A 20,469-nucleotide genomic window follows, 5' to 3' on the forward strand; every position below is an offset into this window, starting at 1 on the left:
GACATGGGGGTACGAGTGCCCCCCTATTCCTTCAGTCAAAGAGACTAATTATGAATGCACCAGGTATCATTATTAGGGAGAGCGGCGCCTCATCGCTGTCTGTCATGGCGTCGCCAACGGCGGTGCCGGTGTTCGTTGGTTATTTCACCTCTGCAGAGGCTTTAGCGTCGGCCGACGAGAAATGTATCCGTGTCGACAGCTGGCTGGATTTTAGCCAGCGCTTTGTTGGTTCGGAGGCCAGAGTGACCTTTACCACGGCCCCTCCCCAGCACAAGGCGACGTTGGCTCAGGAAACCGAGGCTCCCTCAGAGAAGACCAGCGTCAGCGACGTCAGTGTATTCAAAGGGGAAACGGTACGATTCGATCTCGCTTTTCCAAATTCTTCCGAAAGCGACCAATTGTGGCTGAAATTAGAAAAGGCCAACAGTGGTTATGGGCGGCAACCAGCCAAACTGGTTTGCCAACCAAGCGGTGAAACATTCTGGTTGGATTTCAAGACGGACACCCCGACGGACATCACCCGATCCGTCCCTCTGCCGACCAACAGCATATCGGCAGAGTTGTATCTGGATACGCTGTTTGATAAGGATCCCGACCAAGAAAGTTTTTCTCTTAACGCTTCGGTTGCGGACGCAGAACCCGATATCTACGCTGAACAATGTAGTGCTTCGATCGTACCCGTCGTCGATAATGTGGAACTCAACACCAGGCTCGACTACAGCTACTTCGCGGTGCAGCACTATTTTCAGAATGGCGGCGGTCCGTGCTACGTATTGCCGCTGACGACGGCAAACGAGGGCGAGTTGGCCGATCTCCCCAGTATCATTCAGGAGCAGGCGCCCGACGCCACCTTGCTGCTGTGCGCGGAGACCGATACAACGGAAATCGGTATCGATTTAAAAAGACGTGTTTACGCCGCGCTGGACAGTCTTTTGAGCACGCAACCGAGTTGCTTCCTGATCGCGGACAGCGTCGATTGTGAGGACAAGCCATCCACCACTGCTGAGCAGACGGCCACCTATTACCCATCACTTCAAACCCGCTTGTTCTCCCGCCCGGCCGACGAGGCCATCGCACTAGATGGCTATACCGACGTCGATGGTAAAAACGTCATCACCTTGGCCGCGCTGAAATTGATAAATCCAGGCGCACACGGGTATGTGGTTGAACAAATCCAGTCGGAGCTGGGGGATGAATTTGTCACCCTCCCCCCCTCCGCCGCCATCGCCGGTGTGTATTGCACCACGGACCGTGAGCGCGGCGTATGGAAGGCACCGGCTAATATAGCGTTGCGCGGGGTGTCCGGGTTGACTGAAATCGTCAGCGACGGCGAACAGGGCCCAATGAACGATAAAGGCATCAACGTGATACGCGCCTTCAGCGACCGCGGAATGATGGTTTGGGGGGCTCGCACGCAGGAGTCGACCCTCGACTGGCGTTACATCCCGGTGCGTCGCCTGTTCAACAGCGTCGAGCGAGATATCCAGCAGATGCTACGCGCCGTGGTGTTCGAACCCAACAACCAGGCCACCTGGGAACGTGTGCGCGGCGCAATCGACAACCACCTGCGGCAACTGTGGCGACAGGGAGCGCTGCTGGGCAATAGCGAGCAGGAAGCCTACTTCGTGCAGGTAGGCGAGAACCTAACCATGACACCAGATGATATTGCCGAGGGCAAGTTGATCGTCAAGGTAGGCATGGCGGCGGTAAAGCCAGCAGAGTTCATTGTGCTTCAATTTAGTCAAAACGTGAAATAAGTCGGACGACCTCATGCATCACAGAGGGAGCGCGTGGCTCCTTCTGTGGTGGTGACCACCGCCACTTACAAGAGGAGTTCACCATGTCCAGGCCCATGCCCGGTGTGAATATTTCAAACGAGGTCGTGAAACGGGCGTCGTCGCAGGATGCTAGCGCGGTGCCGGTGTTCATCGGCTATACGCTGTGTGGTGTAGCCGGACAGATGCTTGCAGTCAGTTCGTGGGAGACGTTCCTATCCATATTTTGGAACCCGTCCTCGGCAGGGGACCATAAGCTGTGGGAGGATTCAGCGCTGTACCAATCGCTGCGATTGTATTTCGATAACGGCGGCGGCGAATGCTATGTGCTGCCAGCCGCCCTGCTGACAGAGGTAGGTGCAGACACCACTGCGATCGCCGCCTCACTGCTCGCAGCCCTGACCAGTTCCGCACTGACCGAAGACGACTCCGTCACCCTGTTGTGCGTGCCGGATATCGTGCGGTTGGCTCAGGATAAGGAGTTCGAAGCGCCGCCATGGCGCGAGGTGTGGCAAACGATGCTGGCCGTCAGCCGCGCCCGTATCGGCTGCTTTGCGCTGCTGGACCTGCCGAGTCTGCCGACGCATGCCGTTACGGTATTGAAAGGCACCGAACTACTGGCCAATGCGGAATTCGGTGCCGCCTACTGGCCGCATCTGGAATGTACTTATCTGCTGAACGATAAGCGCGCGGTTGTGCCTCCCTCCGGCGCAGTGGCAGCACTGGTGCAACGTACCGACCGCGAACGCGGTGTGTGGAAAGCCCCTGCCAACGAAGCATTGCTGCAAGTCATCAAGCCGCAATACACGCTACGCGAAGGTGATGCCGTGTTCAGCACGGACGTCCCGCCCGTCAACCTGATCCGCGCCTTTCCCGGCCGCGGCGTAAGGGTATGGGGTTGCCAGACCCTTACCACATTGTCCACCTCTCCATGGCGCTATCTGCAAGTCAGGCGGCTGTTGGGCTATGTAGAGTCCCGACTCTGGACGCTGGCGCGTTTTTGCGTATTCGAACCCAATAACGAGATCACCTGGCTCAAACTCAAAAGTCTGTGCCGCAGCTGGCTGCGATCACTCTGGCTGGACGGTGCGCTATACGGCGCCAGTGAGGATGAGGCGTTTCGTCTGTACGTGGGGGTGGGTGAAAGCATGACCCCAAGCGATCAACGGGCCGGGCAACTGATCCTGCGTGTCGAGCTATCAGCCTTGTATCCGGCTGAATTCATTGACCTGACTCTGCGCCTCACCACCATGGAAGCGTCGACGCATAAGGAACCAGAATGAGCGAATTAGCCCAACTAAGTAAGCCAGAAGTGTCACACCGCTTCCTGGCCACCTTCTTTTTCAAAGGGATTCCCAGCCCGCTGGATATTCGCTTTCATCGTGTTTCCGGTCTGGGAAAGGGAGAGCTGGACTTCATAGCTCACACTCAAGGAGGTGTGAACGCCAAGAATCTGTATCTCCCGGAACGTGTCAGTCACCCACCGCTGGTGCTGGAGCGTGGAGTGATGGTGAAAACACCTCTGTCACTGGCGTTCGACTACGTGTTGAGCGGCATGGATACCGCCTATGTCGACGCGGTGATCATGTTGCTGAACCACCAATCGCTGCCGGTCTGTACCTGGACCGTCACCGACGCGTTGCCGGTGAAATGGCAGACAGGCGATCTGGATGCTGCCAGCAGTACCCCGCTCATCAACCGTATCGAACTGGTGTACCGCGACATCCAATGGATGGGGGCCAAAGCATGATTGAGATCCATGAATTGATTATTCAGGCGCGGGTGGAAGACCCGAAAGCCGCTGCGCTCCGTGCAACCGATGGGCCACGAATGATGGGATGTCCAAACGAGCAGGATGCATTGATTGAACTGATTGCCCAGCGCGTGCTCGCACGCCTGCGCGACGAACAGGGGGATTGGGCATGAAAGGCTTGCTCGAGCTTGGCCTATCCAAGCTAAAAATCATCGCATATCGGGACCCCGGACACAAAGACAAACTGGGTGAAATGCAAATGATGTACAACCCCGACTCGCTCGATTTACGTTACGACATCGACTACGACGCCGACAGCTACATCAACGGAAGCACTCGTCTGAACCACTACAAACAGGCGCGGCCACACGAACTGCAACTGGAACTGCTGTTTGACGCCAGCCTGCCGGGAAGCCAGCAGTCAGTTGAGTCGCAGCTGGCCGCTTTGCAGATGCTGTGCTGCGCGGTCGATCCGGGCACCCAGGAAACGCCCTATATCCAAATGGAATGGGGCAAGATGCACTGGCACGGTAAGGACCATTTCGCCGGCCGAGCCACCTCGCTGCAAGTGAAATACACCCGCTTCAATCGTAAAGCCGAACCGCAACGCGCCACCGCCACACTGACCCTGGCCGCCAACAGCAGCCAGACATTACAAGCAGCAGCGCTGGCAAAGCTGACGGCGCAACAAGCCAGTTGCCAGATACCGGACATGTCGTCGCTGCCTATGGTGGCCGCTATGCTGGCTTCGATAGCGGGTATGGTCGGCGTTTTTAGCGTCCTCGACGTTGCCAAGGCCAACGATCTGGACAGTTTGGACGCGATTACACCGGGCGGTACCTTGGTCGCACCGAGTGAGAATGCAGATGCAGAGGTGGCGCCATGACAACCTCACGAGTGGAACAGTCCATCCCGCCGGAAATGGACATTAGATTCGGCACCGCGAAACAGTCGCTGCAGACCCTGTTGGCGGTCAGCTTGGAAACCCGGCAGGCCGCCAATCAAATCCCCAACGCCAAGCTTGTGCTCAAACAACCGGGCGGTGATGGCGGCAGCAGCAAGGCCTTTGCGGCGGACGCCAAGCGCAGTCAGCCGGGCACGCCAGTGACGATCACACTCAAGCCCGGTGGTGTGCTGTTCAGCGGTATTGTGGCCGAGCAAACCTGCCGCCAAACCCAGGCTGGCGGCGAACTGACATTGCGCCTATGCCACCCGCTGCAAGGCGCGCTGTCCAGTCACGGTAGCAACGTGTTTACCCAACAAAACGACGAAGCGGTGTTGCGTCAACTGATGTTGCCCTATGGCGTCAAGCTGAGCAAAGCCAGCGGCCTGATGAGTCTGCGTCACTCACAATTGGTGCAATACGAGTGTTCCGACTGGCAATTTATCAAAGCACGTCTGTATGCCAACGGTGTCTGGTTGTGGCCGGATAGTGAAACTAGCGTATCGGTGGCCCCCCCAAAACTGACGGTGGCCAAACATACCATAGCGCAGGAGGACACGATGCAGACGGGCCCAGCCTCGCACTCGTCACTGGTCGAGGCGGCGGATTGGGTGTTTAGCAATCGCGAGCTGACCGAAACGGTGGATGTGTCCGCTTGGAATGCCAGCGTACAAAAGGTGGAAAACCGACAGGCGAGCATCCCTCTGCTGGGCAGCGGCGCGTTCGACCCAAAGGGGCTGGATGGACTGGGGCCACGCAGTCAGACCTTCAACACCTCGCAGGATTTGCAGGAAGGTGAGTGCCAAGCGTGGGCTGACAGCCGTTTGTTAATGATGCAAGCGGGCAGCGTGCGTGGCCGTTTCACCGTCATCGGCAGCACCGTCTACCAGTTGGGTGACACATTGGAGCTCAAAGGCTTTGGTGAAGCCTTCGACGGCAAGGGCGTGATCAGTGGTGTCGAACACCGGCTCGCCCCTGGCCGCTGGCGTACTCTCGTCACCATTGGGCAGGAAATTATCGCGGAGGCAGATGCGCCGCTAGTGCCAGCAGCGCCCGGGCTGCAAATCGGTGTTGTGTCCACCTACCAGAAGGACCCGAAACGACTGGATCGTATCCGGGTGAAGGTTCCGGCGCTGGGCGGCGAGCTGTGGGCACGCTTCGCCGCCCCCTACGCCAGCAAGGACAGCGGCGTGTGCTTTTACCCCGAATCGGACGATGAGGTGGTGCTGGGTTTCTTCGGCGCCGACCCGTGCTTCCCGGTAATTCTCGGTGCGATGCACAGTCCTAAACGACCTTCGCCTATTGATCCGATCAGTCAACGACAACAAAAGGGTCTTATTTTAAAACACAACGGCAAGCGGCAGCAGCTGCTGTTTGATGACCAAGAAACCAGCGTTGTGTTGGAGTCAAGCAAAGATAGTCTGACGCTGCATTCCGGCATCAAAGTGGACACCCCACAAGCCATGACCGTCACCGGCGATAACATCACCCTCAAAGCCGATAACCAACTGGAAGTGAAAGGCCTGAAGAAGGTCAACATCAAGGGCCAAAAGGTGGATGTCGGCATGTAATCCAGCCGACCGCCCGTTCACTTGACTTTAACCCAGGGCGGCATGGAGAAAACAGTGAAGCCTTGCCCCTCTCGACTTAGATCCCCCTATTACAACGACACAGGTACGCCACATGACCAACACCACCACTGGCCGTCTCGGTCGAGGCTGGGCGTTTCCGCCAGTCTTTGCCATCAGCGACGACTACTCAGGCCCCACCCTGGTCGAAGATCAGGACGACATCCGCCAGAGCCTCCTGATCCTGTTCAGTACCTTACCGGGCGAGCGCATCATGCGCGCAACCTACGGCTGCGACCTGAATGCCTACCTATTCGAAAATATCAGCGAAGACCTGCTGGCCGACATCCGCCGCAGCATTCGCGACAGTGTGCTGCGCTACGAACCGCGCGTGGAACTGCTCAACACCCTCGCCCAACAAAACGCTCAATACCCCACTCGTCTGGATATCACGCTCAACTACCGCGTGCGCGGCACCGATGATACTGGCCAAATCAGCGCCGAATTGGATATCGCCAGTACTAAAGGAGGACGCTTCTTATGATGGATACCGTCATCATCGATAACGACCTGTTGAAATTCGATCCCATGTTCGGCAACCGCACGGTTACCCCTATCGGTCCGACGCAGATACGCGGTAGTGGTCTTCCCAAGATCCAGGGGCGCAAAGCATGCGTGACTGGCGATGAAAAAAAGATGCAGTTTAATGCAATTTACACCACGCATACCCACACCATACCTGGCAACGGCATCATCACAATCAGTCGTCTGGCGCCCAATCAGCAGGCGCAACACGTAAAAAGCGGCACAGCATGGATACTCAAGGGTCAACTGTTCATAGCCCAGTTTCGCCCCACAAAACCTGCCCAAATGCCAGACAACACTCCGGACGCTCTTGTTCCCAGCATGGGCCAGGGCCGCTTCATCCCTGGTCAATTCGTGGTACGAGGCAGCTGACCGACACCGAGTAGAGAGCAACCTATTATGTTGAATCTGAACCAGATCTTCGACGGCGCCACCTTCGCGCTGGACAACCGCAGCATTGATGAGACGCTGCAAAACTTCAAAGACTATGTCGCCCTGATCCCATTTGACGACACCCACCATTGGGGTCAGGTGTTTTTCCCCAATGAAGACGACATCAGTATCTTGGCTGCGCGTTACCGTAGCCCTGAACTGGGCGATGGCAAGCTGGCACCGCAACAAGCCTTCCTGCTCGCCTTTTTGCATCAGCTGGAAACGCCGAAAGCCCTGCTCAACAACGTGCCAGCCCTACATCGCCAACTATACTATCGCGACTTGCTGGGCCTTGCACCTCGTGGTGCACAGCCGGATCAGGTGGCCGTATCCTTTGACCTATCACCCGGCGCGGCGCAAAAGCTGTTAGCAGCCGATACGGCGCTGGACGCTGGCCAGGATAGTCAGGGCCAGCCGCTACGATACCGGCTTGACGCGCCGCTGCAAATAAATGCAGGTAAGTTGAGCGATGTGCGCTGGGTGCGCCCTGTAGAAGCTAGAGCCCTGTGCCATATCGTGCAATCTGGCGAGGAGCAGTCGTTCCCGGCTAACGGCGTGCGTCTATTCGCAGCACAAGCACAGGAACAGGCGGTAACCACCGGCCTAGTCGTCGCAGACGAAATGCTGGGGCTAACCAGTGGCCAGCGCACGCTAACGGTGACTTTTGGCTCTGCGCCCAGTGCTGGTGAGATCCTGGCCGCAGTCAGCACCGAAAACGGTTGGCTGGACCTGCAGTTTGTCAAGCCTGACGGCGTTACAACCGAACTGGTGTTTACCCTAACGGTCGACCAACCTGCCATCACCCCCCCTTCAGGCCTGGACGGCTTCGACGACGCGGTACCGTTGCTCAAACTCAGCCGCGCCGATGGCGGCAGCGTGCCTGCAGTACAGAAAATCAAGGTTGAAACGACCCAACCTACCGATATCAGCTTCAGCACCCAAGATGGCGTGGCCCAGCCGGACAAAGGCTGCATGCCATTCGGTGTCGAACCGCTGCAAAGCGCTTGCGTACGTCTGATGGCCCCAGACTGGTGCCGTAAATCGCAAACCATCACCGTCACATTAACGCCGGTGTGGGAGGGCTTGCAGGATGACAAGAGTTTCAACAGTTGGTATACCAGCTACACAGCAGCACCACTAAACGATAACGCTTTTAAAGTCACAGCACAGGCGCTAACCGCCAAGGGCTGGACGACGTTGGCCGCAAACTTGTCCTTGTTTCAAGACAATACAATCGCCACCACCGCGCCGGCAGGCAGACCGTTGACCTTCTCCTTCTGCAACCTGCCCAGTGACGTCAGTGACAGCGCTGACCCCACCACCTGGAGCAGCCACCTGCGCCTGATGTTGGAGTCACAAACTTTTTTGCACCAAGAATACTGGGAAAAAATCAGTTCAGGCGAGGCGGCCGACCTAGAGACACCGCTGAATCCGCCCTACACCCCAGAATGGGCCAGCTTGGCGATTACCTATACCAGCACCCAGCCCATCGATGCGGCGGCGCAATACCGACTGACTCCGTTTGGCCATCAAGCAGCGGGGGATGTGGCTGATACCTCAACACAGCCTCAACTCTATCTGGGCTTCGGTACCATGCAGCCTGGCCAGCAGCTGTCGCTGTACTGGAAACTACAAAGCCCGCAACCTCTGAGCATTGATTGGCAGTACCTGAACCAGGACAATCAATGGACCTCGCTCAATGCCGAAGTGCTTGATGGCACCGGTGGCCTGTTCGCTTCCGGTCTGTGGTCTGCCACCCTGCCCGCCGACGCCAGCGACCAGGCCACGCAAATGCCGCTTGATCGCCACTGGCTGCGCGGCGTGATGACACCCACCGAGTCTTCCGTCTGCGACCTGGTCTCCGACTATCCGCAACTGCAAGGCCTGCTGGCCAATGCCATGACCGCCACTCTGACCGATGTGGACATTGTGGCGGTGGACCATTTCAAGCAGCCGCTACCCGCCGGTAGCATGACGCAGACTGTCGACCCCGTTGCCTACTTGGCTGGCGTGTCGCAGCCCTGGCCCTCGCAAAACGGGCGGGCACCGGAAGCGCTGTTACACTTCAACACCCGCGTTGCGCGCCAGCTATCGCATCGTGGCCGTGCGACGCGTCGTCACGATCTGCAGACCCTACTACTGGAGCAGTTTCCGGAAATCTATGCCGTCCACCTGTCCGAGGACGTCAGTATACCTGGCAAGCAAACCTTGACCGTCATCCCCGCACCGGGCGTGCAAGATAACGACGATGCCAAACGTCCGGCGTTTAATCCTGCCCGGCTGCAGCGTATGCGCCAGGCCATGCAGCAACGCACCTCGCCGTGGGTAGCGCTGGCGGTGAATAACCCGTGTTATATCCGCGTGGTGGTGGCGTTTGACGTGGAATTCGTCCCTAACGTCAGCCCGGATTACGGTATAGCCCAGCTTATTCAAGTACTGGAGCGACGCTATCTGCCGTGGGCCTTCGATGAGAAGGCTGCTATCGAAGTCGGCAACTCGTTGGATTATTACCAATTATTGGCCTTCATCCAACAACAGCCCTATGTCGCCAGCGTAAAAGGCTTGGTCTTGAATGATGATCAATACAGCATCAGCGCCAAACCGGGCCAAGTGTTGACGCCGACCTTTGGACCATCGAAGGACAGCGAGTGATCTACGCGGATAACTCGTTAATCTAAATCACAACAAAACAGATGACCAAATAATTCAAATAGATAAATCAATAAACGAAAAGCCCACTAGCAACGCCAAGCAATGTGACTCTGGTGAGGAAGCGATAGTTTCAGCGTCTTTTTATATTGATTAGATAAAACTATTGTCCTCTATTTAAATACCCCTTAAATCATTGAGATGCGCAATTATGACAACAAGCCCCTCATTAACTACTTCTACCCTATTCCAAGCCATCGACTTCGATACCTTGTGGAGCCAGACGGAAGAAAACCTGACTGCCCATACAGGCAAGGTATGGACCGACACCGCCGAGCACGACCCCGGCGTCACGCTGCTGCAGCCGCTCACCTACGGCGTGTCCGACCTGGGTTATCGCCATACACTGCCACTGAGGGACCTGCTCACCCCCGCGCAGAACCAACAACGTGCCGACGGTCTGTTTCCTGCCGACTTCGGCCCGCACCTGGCGCTGACCGTGTCGCCTGTCACCGAAGACGACTACCGCCGCGCGCTGCTAGACCTGGTCTATCAGGGTGAAAAACAGCAGAAACATTTCCTGTTCCGCAACGCCCGTCTGCTCCCCGAAATCCAAGCCAAGCAATACAGTTACACGTTCAGCTCGAAACTGTCCGGTTTTTACTTTAAGGGCGATGAGAACGACGACTCCAAGCAGTCATTCACCGTGCACGGTGGCTACCGCCTGCAAGTAGAACTGAACCGGGGAGTGCTCCAGGCGACGGCCGAACCCATCCTGCAATCCTTCTTGCAGAACCATAGAAACCTGTGCGAAAGCGTGCTGGCCATCGACTGGTTGAGTACACAAGACGTCAATGTGGAAATCACACTAGAGTTGGAAGACGACTTCCAGGATTACGCCACCTTGCTGGCCCAAGTTTACCAAGCGGTGGAAGGCTACCTCAGTCCGCAAGCCGTGCATGCGCTGGCTAGTGAGTTGCGCGTGGCCGGTCTGAGCAACGAGGCCATCTACCAAGGCCCCCGGCTGCAACACGGCTGGATCTCAGCCCTGCCGCCAGCGGTAGATTACGACATCTGTCGTACACTCAACCTCAACCCCTTGGCGACACCGCTGCTGGCGTTGGACGGCGTAAAAAACTTGCAAACCCTGGCGTTTGAAAAAAACGGCTGGGAAACCACCGTCGACGACATGCAATACCCGCAGCTTTGGGGAGATGCCCCCACAAAAGTGTTGGCAGACGGCGCGCTGGTCAAATTGATGAAGCGCGGCCAGCAGGTCACGGTCGAACAAAGCGAGATCGACCAGGCGTTGCCGCCGGTCACCGTGATCAATGAAACCCCCGACATGCTGCCCTACGGCCGCCACCGCAACCCGAAGCGCTACTACCCGGCCAGCGACAAGATCCCACCGTGCTACCAATTGCAAACCGCGCCCGTACCTGGCGTCGCCGTGCACCTGCACCAGTATCTGCTACCGTTCGAGCAATGGCTGGCCAACAGTTGCGAGCAACTGGCCAAGGTGCCGGACCTGCTCTCGTTTGATCGTAGCCTGCGTGACGAAAATGCTACCGTCAGCTTCGCCTATGACTACTCAGTATGGGGCAGTCAATGGCCGTTTGCCTGCAGCAGCGAAGCCCAGACTGTGCATGCATGCTACAAGGAAAAGCTGGTGGCCGCGGCTAACACACAAGCCCAGAGCACGACACAAGAGCTGACACTACTCTCCCACCTGCTGGGCTATTTTGGCCTGCAGCGAGCAGACCGCACCCTGCTGAACGCGCCCGACTACTTGGCGTCACAACGTGCCTACCTCAGCCAAAACAGCGTGCTGCACTACCAGGCAAGCCAGTACCGCGCCGATGAAATCTGCGCCGCACAGCGCCGCATCGCTGCCCGCCTGGGTTTCGACCAAGGCGTCTTCGACGATGAAACGGACATCAGAGAATTACCGTTCTTTATGGTGGAACACGCATCACTGCTCCCCCAACGGCCAAGCCCGTATTACGATAAGTGGCAAGGCGTCAGCGCCGTGGAGGAGATTGATAACGGCACACACCTGCAACTGCGGTCAACGATCTCCGCGGATCAGCTCATCTCCGGCCAGATGCTGGAACTGCAATATACGAGTGACGCGAACGAACCGGTAGTCCTGCCCGCCTGCATCGTCACCTCTGCTACAGGCAACATTATTGAGCTGGAAGTCAACGCCCTGATGAAGACTTACCTGACCGAGCTGGTCGACAACCCGACTTTGGTAAAATGGCGAAACAGCGATCTATGGCTGCAGGACATCAGCTTTCGCCTGAAATATCTACCGACCAATGACCCGGCTCAATCGCCGCTGCTAACCCCCACCATCGGCCAGCGGATTATCATGGTGGAAAACTTCCCCGCCAACCTGACCAAAGACAATACCCTGACCCTCTACCGGATCATCAGCCCGGCTAACGCCTCCCTCGGCCGCACGCCCATGTCCGAGAAGGACGTGACTGCCAGCGTAGTGGCCATTGATACGCTGCGCAGGCAAATACTCATTGAGGCCGAGGGCGAACCCGAGCTTCCCAGCGAACACACCCAGTACAGCTACCGCTGGCGCATTCAACGAGTTGAGCCTTTAGCGGACCGCTACTCGTACACGGTCAGCGTGATATTCAACGAAGAAATGCTGCTGGGGCCGGATAGCCACGTCACCGAGCCTTACACGACCCAAGCTTGGATGTATCAAATCGTGCAAGAGGAGTTGCCTTGCCACGTAAAAGCCGAGTTGCATTGGTTTACCACGAAATATTTCAAGAGCTTTGCCAGCAACTACGCCTGTTGGGTAAGTAAAACCAAGCAGCCGGGTTTGTACACCTACACACTATTAGAAAATCTAGCCCTTGGCACGCTGCCGAGCGGGCTACTCGGAATCAACGCCATGCTTATTGCCTCGCCGGAACAGCGGGCTGCGGTGTTTGCAGACGCAGAGGAAGGTGAATGGAACGCAAAAGTTATTGAAGACAATAGCCTGCTTTACATCCCTAAAAATTTGTAAGCCTGCTGTAATTGCTTCCCTGAACGCCGAGCACCTCTTCTGAAGTGCGGCGCCTTACGGGGCTGCCGTCACGGCTGTCTGAAATCAGACCCACGCTACTCATACTGGCGACGCCCTGCCACGCTACAGCCATTCTACACGTCACATAGAAATCGTCACAGACGAAAGGAAACCCAATGATATCACGTAAATCGAGTAAAAATGCCCAGCCACGCAAGGCGACGGCGATGAAGGTATCGCCCGACGAGCTGAAAGCAACGTTTGGCCCACAAAAGATCCCGCTCTCCACAGATTTCGCCGACATTATCGAAATGGCCGACAAAGGCTGTCGGGCGGTGGGGCTGGCGAAGGGTCAAGACGGAGAACCGGGAGCTGGCTTGAAACGCTCGGAGGATGACAAGGTATCGGTTGACGCGAGTGCGCTGGCAGGTGGCGGGTTGACTGTGCAAGGCGACGGCAAATTGATCATAGGGATTGCAGGCGGTTTGAGACGAGGGGAGAATGATCTTAGTGTAGACACGACTGACATGGCAGGTGAGGGGTTGACAGGGCTGGGTAAAACGCTTGCCGTCAAGTTGAACACCGTAGATCCGAAAACCAATGGTGGAACGACCCACGAGCCAGGTCTTTTGAAGAACAACAACGGACTGTCTGTGAATCCTGGAAAAGGAATTTTTCTCGATCATTTTGGCTTAAGTGTAAAGACCACTCCGAAATCAGGTTTAGAGGTGGACGAGGAAAACGGTTTAAGGGTGGTAACGTCGTTGACCAACCCGGGTTTGGAGTGCATGTCGGACGGGGTGGGGTTTAGTGACAAAGCGTACATATCGATAATGGCAAAGTTATACGGAGCTCAATTTTACGTCGAAATTATGCAAGTGGTTGCATTCGTCGTAAACGCGGGGAACAGAAAGAAGTGCGCGGTGCATTTTTTCGCCCGTAATGGCGTTGTGAGCATGACCAATGGATTATCCTTAAATGGAAAGCAACCGCACGCGACGACGACGCACGGTGCACAAGGTTTCTGGGTCCAGACGGGGATTAGTTCGGCTGAATTTCAAGGAGAGGCACTTGAGGGCATGACACTGGAAATAACTTTAATCCAATCGGACGAGCAAATGATTGGAACGAGGAGCGGTCGGGTTGTTAGAGTGCCGTAGTCGATAGGGAAGAAAAATTATTTGGGAGACGAAGACGCCAATGGTGTGCATGGGCGGATGGGATGGTTTTTCTTAATCCGAGTTAGAATTGGTATGACCGTCTCCAACGCTGCAGATAGGTCCCGATACGATGATGAGTCGCACCTTGCTCATAAAGCTGGGTAATCCTGTCGATACAACGCTTTACTGCAGTGGCAGCCACACTCACCCCCATGGGAGTGAACTGCCAACCTAAAAACTCGAAGCCGTGGCTGACGCGACCAATATAGGTTTTGTCAGGGTGCTGAGCCAGCGTCAATTGAGTCATTAGCCGGTTGACGCTGGCAACCACGCTTCGCAACTGTGTGTGAGTGCGGCATAGCACGACCCAGTCATCCATAAATCGGACATACACCACATCGCGGTTTGCCATAGCCTGGTCAAGGCAATCTAGGTAAAGCGCTCCAAGCAATGGCGATAACGAGCAACCACGACAAATGCCGCGGCGCATCGTGCGGTAATTACCGCCATCGCACAACGTGCAGCAAATGGCCTGCTGCAAAAGCTGCAGAATGTAGCCGTCGTCGATTAGTTCGGCCAGCATCGCCTGGAGCTGGGCTTGATCGATGTTAGCGTAATAGCCTTTGACATCGGTGCGAAACACGTAAGGAAAGTCCCGCATTCCGGTTTTTACGTGCGCAATGGCTGCCTTGACGCCGCCACGGCCGGCCAGATGATAACAGCGCTCTGACAGTTGCGGCAGCCAGTGCTGGCTGAGTACTTGGGTCAATGCCCGCAGCACCAGTGCGTCAATAGCCCCCCAAATCAAGCAGTCATCAGCACCATGAGCGCTACGCCTTACATTGAGAGGGCCCAAGGTATAGAGTCCCGTGCTAAGCAGTTGCTGTAGGTGGGGTTTTTCTTCAGCCCAACGCTGACGCAACCACCACACGTCATCGTTGTGGTGGTAGTTTCGTCGTTGTTGACAGAGCCAGCGGTAGGCTGCGTCAATATTGGCGTCGCTGAAAAGCGCTTGCCGTAAGCTAATGTTCATAGCGATCGAGCATACACTGCTCAATTGAAAATCAGGAAAACAATGCCTACTTTCACTCTCAACAAAAGGTGTGGCAATCCGTTGATAGATATGCGGTGCTGAATAACAGAATTTATTCCATTCTCGACGAGCGCAAGGACCGATATACCTATCGTCGTATCGCTGGTACCGATCGGCGACCTGGCCACCTCGTGAACCACAAGACTGTTCAGCGCTTCATGGGCGAGCTTCAGTTTAAACGTCGCGCGCGGATAAAATCCGAGTTTAAAGAGGCGAGGAGGGTCGGGTAGTACCGAATTTACTGAAGCAAGAGTTCGATACCAAACGACCGAATCAAAAACAGATGATCGATGTGGCGGAGTTTCGGGTCGCCGGGCAGAAGCTTTAGCTCTCACCAACACTTGACCTCTACAACGGCGAAATCATTGCCTTCATCACCACCATGCTTGCGATGCTCGACATGGTCGGTGGATGCGACACCTAGCTTTTGAGCGGATACGGCCGCGCGACAAACCAATCCTGCATTCCGACCAGTACCGGATGCCTATTTACCGCCGCGTATTGAACGAGCGAACGGTAAAACTAAGCATGTACTGCAGAGAAACTACTATGGCGATGCAGCTATAACAAGTTTTGTCGGAATGTTGAAATCCAGTTTCTTTTACCTGAGCAGTTTCAGCAGCCTGAATGAGCTTGAAGCAGGGCTAGGGGAATAAATATGCTACTACAATCACTAGCGAATCAGCGTGACGTTAAATAGCCTAAGCCCTTTGGAGGACAGGACCTCATGCATGGAGGGCATAGAAGGCGACCAACTTTTCGCGGTCAGATCAAATCACGTTGGGCACTATTTTGATACAGTTATCCCTGATCCTCAAACCGGCCGCCCCCCCAACTTCTCGCCGGTGTTCAAACGCCAAGTCGTCGAAACGACGATCCAGCCTGGCGCCTTCCTGTTATTAATCGCTTGTAAGCATGAAGTCAATGCCAATCTGGTCTCTCGCTGGCGGCATCAATATCAGGAAGGCGCATTCAGCCGGCTTGACCAAAGTGCAACGTTTTTGCCTGACCAGGTGATTGAGGCGTCGACGGATACATCGCAAAGCACAAAGTCACAGTCTGTATCCCATTCCGCGATCGTAATTGAGCTTGCAAAGCTTGATTTTATACCTCTGGCACACCCAACCCGCAAACCCTTCACATAATCTTGGAGTAGTTACTGCGATGATTGCCCGGCCCGCGGGAACACGCATCTGGATCGCACGGCGTCACCGATATGCGCCGTGGCTTCGACGGTTTAGCGGCACTGGTGCAGACACCGCTGGAAACCGATCCATTCTTTCTTTCAGGTTTCCGCCTCTCGCGGACGGCGCGGTGACAGGATCAAATTGCTGCGGTGGGACGGCGAAGGATTATGGCTGTTTTGCAAAAAGCTGAAACAAGGACACTTTGTCTGACCTCAAGCGACCAGTCGCGGCGTGTCGCTGAAGGGCGCGGAGTTCTCGATGCTGTTCGAACGGATTGATAAGCGCAAGCCAATTCCTACAGCTCCCGTTCTCGCAGTCCGACTTACCACGCTGAAAAAAACCAAGTAAGATTCTGTTATAACTTTTGCGACCGACTCCCAGCCTGATGAACTTCAAAACATGAAGGCACTGGTCTCTGCCAAGCTGGCAGAGATTGAGCAGTTGAAAATGATTATCGCCAGGCGGCATCGTACTCAGCTCCGATCGCCTCCTTCAGACCTTCATGAGCGTCGGAGATCATTAGTTTTATGCCGCGCAGCCTGCGACTATTTAGGTTTTACAACTAATGCCGAACTCACAGTCAGGCTTAGCATTACGCACTCCACCAGTTGGTAAACTTCCGCTGCTTAAACCAAAGTCAAAACCATTTCACGTCGATTGGCGCAGCCAACCATGGCAATCTCGGTTGATTGATCGGCCACGGCAATGCGCTCAGCAACACATCACAAGCGTCGGCCTCCACCTGTAATTGCCAGCGACCTTCCTGCCAGCGCAACAGGCCGGGACGCTGCAGAAACCAGTGGCGCAAGTCCTGCGCACTGCAGCCATGCAAGCCGGGAATCTGCGCGGGTAAATCGCGCAGTAGCGCATCCAAGTCTGTGCAGGCATCCGGAGCTAGATCGGCACACGAGTGGAACGGGGCGGCAATTGGCCATCCGCACAGCACTTTGGTCAAGGGGGTACGCCACTCTGCCGGACTCTCGTCTTGCCACAGCCAGGCATCTAGCCAACACACAGCCTGGGTTTGCGCTGAGGCGTCGATAAACGAGCCCTCCTCCAACAGACCCCACCGTCGGAATAGCCCCGGCAGCAGCGGCCAAAGCAACAACACACCCGCGTTATCCACCTGCAATGGCTCGGCAGGCTGACCTGGTGCTGTTTGAGGGGGAGGATATCGCGTAGCCGCTTGAAGAGCCTCGCTTTCCAAAGGTAAAAAGGCTTCACAGGCTGCCCCATTCCAAGTATTGAGCCACGAGCAAACGTTAGGCAGTGTTCCAAGTAGACGCAGCCAAACAGCTTGCGACGGTGACGGTTGGTGCAACAAGTTGACCAGCGTAGCCTGACGCAGTACAGACGGTGCGTCGATCACTCTCACCGAATGCCCGGGCCATATCGCTGCTAGATGCTGCCAAGCGGCGATGTCCGAGAGTTGTAGCGGTGGCGAGTGGTGTTGCAATGCCCCCAGCATCAAGACTGCGGCCCAAGCGGCCGGACCGGAGGGCGGTGTGCGCAATTCAACGTCCAATCCTATGCAGGCAATGGCGGACAGGCCCTGCGGTGCAAAGGTTGTCAACAACCGCGCCAGTGCTGAGGGTTGCAAGCACAGCCTTGCCAGCACTGACCGCCAAGCAGCTGGCTCCATGGACAATTGCGCTTGCAACCAGGTGTCAGCCCCACTCGCCAGGGCCTCCCGTAGTTGGGGTGCTGCGTACCCGCTGACTAGATACTGCTGCAATAGCATCAGCGGCGATGAAGAATAGCCCTCGGGCAACGAGCAGACAGCACCCGGAAAAGTGGTAGCGGCCTTATGCCCACGTTCAAACACATAGTCAGCCGCAGTCGCACAGCTCGATGTATCTGGACCGTATTGGCCACTGGAGTTTTGGCCACGGCTATTCATGACCGCATTTTGCCGTGGCGTCATACGCATCAGCACCTCCCCCGTCGACACTCCCCCTGCGGCACCCGAAGCCGTCCTTTCTATTGCAGCCAATTCGGTCTCCAACTCGGTTAGCAGTCGGCGCGTAAATTCAGATTCAAACCGTGCCCCTTGAATTACGCCCAAGTTCAACGTCAGCTTTGGCAGCACCCACTGACGATCAGCGCCCATTCGGTTCAGCAACGCAGACAAGCCACCTTTTAAGGATTGGTGGTACAAGCGGCTGCTACGCGCTAACAAGCCTCGGGCCAGTTCCGAATCGGCGGTTAATTCCAAACGCAAGCTTTTGATGCGTGCGAAGCCATCATCTGTCATTGATCTACCTTCTACAAAAAAATCTGCACTGTGCTGACTTCTGTGCCAGCAGGCGCAGAATGAGCTCGCCGACATCCTTTTCTAGGCGTACAAATGACCATGCCGCTGTCGCAGCGCCAACCGCCGACGAAATCTAGATGCCGCGCGCTACTGGCTGTGGCGTCCCCAAATTTGGAATGCCCTAACATTCCAGACCATCCAGGAATGACCAATCTACCAAGTATGGGGGGCCCGAAAGGCGAGTGGCGCCATCTTGTCGCCAACTATAAGCATCACCAAGGCTAAGTCTGATTTCAGAGCAGTAACGTCATTGAGCTTTTGGATTCAGTCTATGGTTGTTTCCGCCCAATCTGTGTGGTTATAGAAATGGCGTGCTCCGAGATGGAGAAATATCGGGGGTTAACCTGTCTGGCCGTCCCATTAACTCCCCAGTATTTCCGGTATTTAGCGAGTACACAAAAGCGAAAGCGCGAGCTAGCTGTCTAGTCCTGAAATAGGTTTACACCTGTTTCAGCCTCAAAACGCCCGATGCACCGCATCGGGCGTTTTGTATTTCAGCGACAGATGAGGCCGCTCGTTGTTATAGATCTGCACCGACTCGTCCACCATCCGGATGGCCTCTGCAAAATCTTTGGGGCGATGCAGCAATAACTCGTTTTTCAAAATCCCGTTCACACGCTCAGCCAACGCATTTTGGTAGCAGTCGTAGCCATCGGTCATTGAGCAGGTGATGCCGTATTTGGCATGCAGCCGCTGATAAAGCTCGGAGCAGTATTGGACGCCTCTATCCGAGTGATGCACCAGGCGTTGCTCCGTTGTCCGCTGCCTGAGGGCTTTGTTGAACGCCTGGATCACCGATTCGGTGTGCAAGCTTTCATGGACATGGTGCCCCACGATTTTTCGAGAGTACGCATCGGTGATCAAACTCAGATAAGCCACACCCGTTTGCGTCGGTAAGTAGGTGATGTCCGCAACCCATACTTGCTCTGGCGCCTTGGCGACTACCTGAATCGGTCCATCTTTGAGCAGGTTTGGATGCCGGCGAAAGCGATGATGGCTGTCTGTCGTTTTGTGATACGCCCGTCTGCGGGGAACCAGTTCGCGCCGATCTCGCAAGATATCGAATAAACGGTCTCGACCAACCTTTACGGACACTTCTGGCTCAGTGCGCATTAGATTGTGAAGTTTTCGGGTGCCAAGGCGCGGCTGCCTAAGTCGCTTTTCCCTCACGAATCCCATCACTTCCTGGGCATGACGGGCCCGGGCATCACACGCCCGGTTGCGCTTGTAATAAGCCTGACGGGAAATCCCCATGAACTGGCAAGCCCTACTGATGCTCAGGCCTTGGATCTGCCCTTGGGAGAGGACTTGCCGGATCGCTTTTTTACGACAGAAACACCGAAGTCGTTCTTCAAAACGTCAACGACGGCCTCGAAAAACTGAGCTTTCTGGTTGGCTTGGGCAAGCTTTTCTTCAAGCTCTTTGATTCGCTGTTCGGGTGTCAGGGGTTTATCGGGCTCATCCATGGAACGGGGTCTCTTGGAGCGAATGGACGCGCCTTGACTCCAGTCCTGCCGACCATGCCTGCGTAACCAGTTCAGTACGGTCGTTTTACCCTGAATGCCATAGCGCTCTTGAGCCTCTTTATAACTCAACTCGCCTTTTTCGACCTGATCGACGACCGACAATTTAAAGGTCAGCGTGTAATCACGCTGACTGCGCCTTTCTCCCGTATTCATTACTCCCTCCTGAGAATGGGTCAGAAGGTGTAAACCTTATTCAGGACGGGACAAGCGCATGAAATAAAGAATGAGGAAAAGGGGGGCTCAACGCATAACATACGGGGCTATCACGCCCTCGATGCGATTAGGCGCCGTATCGTGCTCATAATACAACGCTGTACTGCAGTGGAAGCCTTGCTCATCCTTCCGGGCGTGAACAGCAACGTAAAAACTCAAAGCCATGGCTTACAGGATCCATTTAGGGAGATGCTGCAAAAATAGCCAACTGTCCCCACCCTTGGCACACTGAGTACC

Annotated in this window: 17 protein-coding genes; 14 read left to right on the forward strand and 3 right to left on the reverse strand. The window is 55.7% G+C overall.

Annotation, left to right across the window (positions count from 1 at the left end):
- Positions 1-50 precede the first annotated feature (50 nt).
- The 11 genes from ACA043_RS19265 to ACA043_RS19315 all read left to right on the forward strand — a co-directional run bounded on the left by ACA043_RS19265 (position 51) and on the right by ACA043_RS19315 (position 13,899).
- Positions 51-1,757: a phage tail sheath family protein gene (locus ACA043_RS19265; protein WP_497657720.1), complete on the forward strand. Its 1,707-nt coding sequence runs from the start codon at positions 51-53 to the stop codon at positions 1,755-1,757.
- A gap of 83 nt (positions 1,758-1,840) precedes the next feature.
- A complete protein-coding gene (locus ACA043_RS19270; protein WP_497657721.1) occupies positions 1,841-3,058 on the forward strand; it encodes a phage tail sheath family protein in 1,218 nt (405 codons plus the stop codon).
- Positions 3,055-3,525: a phage tail protein gene (locus tag ACA043_RS19275; protein ID WP_497657722.1), complete on the forward strand. Its 471-nt coding sequence runs from the start codon at positions 3,055-3,057 to the stop codon at positions 3,523-3,525. The genes ACA043_RS19270 and ACA043_RS19275 overlap by 4 nt, the downstream gene beginning before the upstream one ends.
- A complete protein-coding gene (locus ACA043_RS19280; RefSeq protein WP_497657723.1) occupies positions 3,522-3,701 on the forward strand; it encodes a DUF5908 family protein in 180 nt (59 codons plus the stop codon). The genes ACA043_RS19275 and ACA043_RS19280 overlap by 4 nt, the downstream gene beginning before the upstream one ends.
- Complete coding sequence (locus ACA043_RS19285; protein WP_497657724.1) at positions 3,698-4,414, forward strand: CIS tube protein; 717 nt, start codon at positions 3,698-3,700, stop codon at positions 4,412-4,414. Before ACA043_RS19280 ends, ACA043_RS19285 begins: the two co-directional genes overlap by 4 nt.
- On the forward strand, positions 4,411-6,042 hold the full coding sequence (locus ACA043_RS19290) for a phage baseplate assembly protein V (RefSeq protein ID WP_497657725.1): 1,632 nt from the start codon (positions 4,411-4,413) through the stop codon (positions 6,040-6,042). The genes ACA043_RS19285 and ACA043_RS19290 overlap by 4 nt, the downstream gene beginning before the upstream one ends.
- Positions 6,043-6,154: 112 nt before the next feature.
- On the forward strand, positions 6,155-6,583 hold the full coding sequence (locus tag ACA043_RS19295) for a GPW/gp25 family protein (RefSeq protein ID WP_497657726.1): 429 nt from the start codon (positions 6,155-6,157) through the stop codon (positions 6,581-6,583).
- Entirely contained in the window at positions 6,580-6,996 is a 417-nt protein-coding gene (locus tag ACA043_RS19300) for a contractile injection system spike tip protein (protein WP_497657727.1), read from the forward strand. The genes ACA043_RS19295 and ACA043_RS19300 overlap by 4 nt, the downstream gene beginning before the upstream one ends.
- 27 nt (positions 6,997-7,023) lie before the next feature.
- A complete protein-coding gene (locus ACA043_RS19305) occupies positions 7,024-9,708 on the forward strand; it encodes a baseplate J/gp47 family protein (protein ID WP_497657728.1) in 2,685 nt (894 codons plus the stop codon).
- 208 nt (positions 9,709-9,916) lie between these two features.
- Positions 9,917-12,739, forward strand: a complete 2,823-nt coding sequence (locus tag ACA043_RS19310; RefSeq protein ID WP_497657729.1) for a baseplate wedge protein — start codon at positions 9,917-9,919, stop codon at positions 12,737-12,739.
- Positions 12,740-12,915: 176 nt separating this feature from the next.
- Positions 12,916-13,899, forward strand: coding sequence for a hypothetical protein (locus ACA043_RS19315; RefSeq protein WP_497657730.1), 984 nt, complete (start codon positions 12,916-12,918; stop codon positions 13,897-13,899).
- 82 nt (positions 13,900-13,981) lie between these two features.
- Here the strand turns inward: ACA043_RS19315 and ACA043_RS19320 are convergent, their stop codons facing one another.
- Entirely contained in the window at positions 13,982-14,932 is a 951-nt protein-coding gene (locus tag ACA043_RS19320; protein WP_497657731.1) for a reverse transcriptase domain-containing protein, read from the reverse strand.
- A gap of 95 nt (positions 14,933-15,027) precedes the next feature.
- On the opposite strand from ACA043_RS19320, the gene ACA043_RS19325 reads away from it, so the two are divergent.
- The 3 genes from ACA043_RS19325 to tnpB all read left to right on the forward strand — a co-directional run bounded on the left by ACA043_RS19325 (position 15,028) and on the right by tnpB (position 16,389).
- A complete protein-coding gene (locus tag ACA043_RS19325; protein WP_497657732.1) occupies positions 15,028-15,222 on the forward strand; it encodes an IS3 family transposase in 195 nt (64 codons plus the stop codon).
- 501 nt (positions 15,223-15,723) lie between these two features.
- Positions 15,724-16,137, forward strand: coding sequence for a transposase (locus tag ACA043_RS19330; RefSeq protein WP_497657733.1), 414 nt, complete (start codon positions 15,724-15,726; stop codon positions 16,135-16,137).
- A 126-nt stretch (positions 16,138-16,263) separates the two neighbouring features.
- A complete protein-coding gene (gene tnpB, locus ACA043_RS19335; protein ID WP_497659665.1) occupies positions 16,264-16,389 on the forward strand; it encodes an IS66 family insertion sequence element accessory protein TnpB in 126 nt (41 codons plus the stop codon).
- 427 nt (positions 16,390-16,816) lie between these two features.
- Here the strand turns inward: tnpB and ACA043_RS19340 are convergent, their stop codons facing one another.
- Both ACA043_RS19340 and ACA043_RS19345 read right to left on the reverse strand, forming a co-directional pair.
- Complete coding sequence (locus ACA043_RS19340) at positions 16,817-18,508, reverse strand: contractile injection system tape measure protein (RefSeq protein WP_497657734.1); 1,692 nt, start codon at positions 18,506-18,508, stop codon at positions 16,817-16,819.
- Positions 18,509-18,949: 441 nt separating this feature from the next.
- Positions 18,950-20,172 (reverse strand): IS3 family transposase gene (locus ACA043_RS19345; protein ID WP_123367138.1). Its coding sequence is split into 2 segments (ribosomal slippage): positions 18,950-19,821 and positions 19,821-20,172, totalling 1,224 coding nucleotides; the frame shifts between segments, so codons are not numbered across the junction.
- Positions 20,173-20,469 lie beyond the last annotated feature (297 nt).

The sequence above is a fragment of the Pseudomonas sp. LBUM1648 genome (assembly GCF_059716145.1).